Here is a 2,566-nt window from a genome sequence, read left to right as displayed (position 1 = left end):
CCGCCCCACCTGGCCGGCCGTCACGGCGGCGGTGGTGCTCCTGCTCGCCCTGGCCGCGCTCTCGCTGTCGGTCGGCGCCGGCGAGGTCGGCCCCGGCCGGGTGCTGGACTACCTGCTGAACCACGACGGCGCCCGCGCCGACGGCCGACTGGCCCTGGTCGTCGGCGACCTGCGACTGCCGCGCACCCTCACCGCGCTGCTGGTCGGCGCGGCGCTCGGCGTCGCCGGGGCGCAGCTGCAGTCCGTCACCCGCAACCCGCTGGCCGAGACCGGCCTGCTCGGCGTCAACGCCGGCGCCTCGCTGGGCGTCGTGCTCGGCATCGCCGTACTCGGCGTCCAGAGCTCCTACGGCTACCTCGCCTTCGCGTTCGGCGGCGCCGTGCTCGCCAGCGCGCTGGTGCTGCTGATCGCGGGCAGCCGGGGCGGCGGCTCGCCGATGCGGCTGGTGCTGGGCGGCTCCGCGGTCGGCGCCACCTTCGGCGGGCTCACCGGTGTGCTGATCGTCAACTCGCCCGAGGCCTACGACCGTTACCGGGTCTGGGTGCTCGGCTCACTGGCCGGGGTGGAGGGCTGGAGCACACTCGCCCGGCTCACCCCCGTCCTCGGCGCCGGCTTCCTGCTCGCCGCGCTCACCACCCGGCCGCTCACCGCCCTGGCGCTCGGCGACGACCTGGCCCGCGGCCTCGGCCACCGCCCCGGCGCCACCCGGGCCGCGGTCGCCGTCGCGGTCACCCTGCTGACCGCCTCCGCGGTCGCCCTGGCCGGGCCGGTGTCCTTCCTCGGCCTGCTGGCCGGCTTCCTCGCCCGGTCCCTCGCCGGTCCGCGGATCGGCCGACTGACCCTGCTCGCCGGACTGTTCGGCGCGGCCGTGCTGACCGGCGCCGACGTGCTGGCCCGGGTGGTGGCCAGGCCCTACGAGGCGCCGGTATCGGTGATCGTCGCCCTCGTCGGCGCCCCGGCCCTGATCGCCATCGTCCGCTCCCGGCGCTCCGCCGCGCTCGCCCTCAGCGACCCGGCCGAGGCCACCCCGCCGGCCGGACGGCGGGCCGAACCGCCCGCCCCGAAGCCCGACCTGGCACTGCGGTACGGCGCCTGGTCGCTGCTGCTCCCCCGCCGGGCGCTGGCCGCCTCGCTCGGCCTGGCCGCCGCCCTGCTCGCCGCCGTGGTGGTCGCCGCCCACGCCGGGCAGAGCGAACTCGACCTCGGCCGCACCTTCCAGGCCGTGTTCGGCTACGGCGACCGCCTCGACGTGCTGCTGGTGCAGAAGTTCCGACTCGGCCGGATCGTCGCCGCCCTCGCCGCCGGGGCCGCGCTCGGCCTGGCCGGCTGCCTGACCCAGACCCTCGCCCGCAACCGCCTGGCCACCCCCGAACTCCTCGGCGTCAACGACGGCGCGACCGCGGCCGTGCTGATCTCGGCCACCGCCTCCGGCACCTTCGGCGCCTGGTGGGCCGGACCGCTCGGCGCGCTGGCCGCCGTCCTGGTGGTCACCCTGGTCTCCGGCGGGCTCGGCGCGCGCGGCTACCGGGTGCTGGTCGTCGGCCTCGCGATGTCCGCGCTGGCCTCGGCGGTGATCCAGGTCGCGCTGGCCCGCCGCTCGCTCAACTCGGCCGGATCGCTGTACGTTTGGACCTCCGGCAGCCTCAACGGCCGGGACCTCGCGATCGCCACGCCCGTCCTGGTCGGGCTGGCCGTACTGGTGCCGCTCGCCCTGGTGGCGGCCCGGCGCCTGGCGATGCTGCGCTTCGACGACAGCGTCGCCTCGGCGCTCGGCGTCGACCCGGGCCGGGTGCGGCTCGCCTGCCTGCTGCTGGCCGTCGCCCTGGCCGGACTGGCGGTCGGCGTCTGCGGGCCGGTCGGCTTCGTGGCACTGGCCGCGCCGGTGGTCGCCGGGCGGCTGGCCGGACCCGCACGGGTGCCGGTGCTCGGCTCGGCCCTCACCGGCGCCCTGCTCGTCGTCCTCGCGGACACCCTGGGACGGGTGCTGCTCGGCGGGGTGGAGATCCCCGTCGGCATCGTCACCACCGTCCTCGGCGGCCCGTTCCTGCTCTGGGTGCTGCTCAGCCGCAAGGGCAGCCCCGCGTGACCACCTCTGGAGAACCCACCGTGGAAGCCCCGCCCGTCGTCGCCCTCGACCCCGACGACCCCGCCTACCGCCTGGTCACCTTCACCCACCGGGAGGCCGACTGCGACGGCGTGCTCGCCCTGCTGCACACCGTCACCGACAAGGACCGCCACGCCGGGGACCTGACACCGCACCTGATGGAGCGTCAGGCCGACGGAAGCTGGTCGATCACCTACCGGCTGCGCGAGGACCACCGCGCCTCCTACCAGCTGTACCCCTTCCGGGGCGAGGCCCCCGGCACCACCCGCGCCGACTGGCTGCGCGTCCTGGACCGGGCCCGCCCCGACCCGTACGACACCGAACCCCGGCTGCCCGCCCGCGACGGCCGGCACCCCTCCTCCGTGCTCAGCCTGCCCGCCGCGCCCGCGCAGCCGTACGTGGCGCGGCGCGAGGGCGTGCCGCGCGGGCGGACGGTCGCGCACACGGCGGCCGGCCGGCGGG

General features: G+C 77.4%; 2 protein-coding genes. Both read left to right on the top strand.

The genetic code is table 11. From position 1 onward, the window contains the following. Positions 1-2,086, top strand: a 2,086-nt coding sequence (fhuB, locus tag AE652_RS39370; RefSeq protein WP_049660374.1) for a Fe(3+)-hydroxamate ABC transporter permease FhuB, incomplete at its 5' end; no start/stop codon positions are given. A 20-nt stretch (positions 2,087-2,106) separates the two neighbouring features. Beyond that, the coding region (locus AE652_RS39365) for an enterochelin esterase domain-containing protein (RefSeq protein ID WP_234348708.1) at positions 2,107-2,566 on the top strand (460 nt) is incomplete at its 3' end.

It is taken from the genome of Kitasatospora sp. MY 5-36, from assembly GCF_001182915.1.
Classification (GTDB): Bacteria; Actinomycetota; Actinomycetes; order Streptomycetales; family Streptomycetaceae; genus Kitasatospora.
Note: the sequence above shows the minus strand (reverse complement) of the source record. Positions and strands in the feature narration are given on the sequence as shown.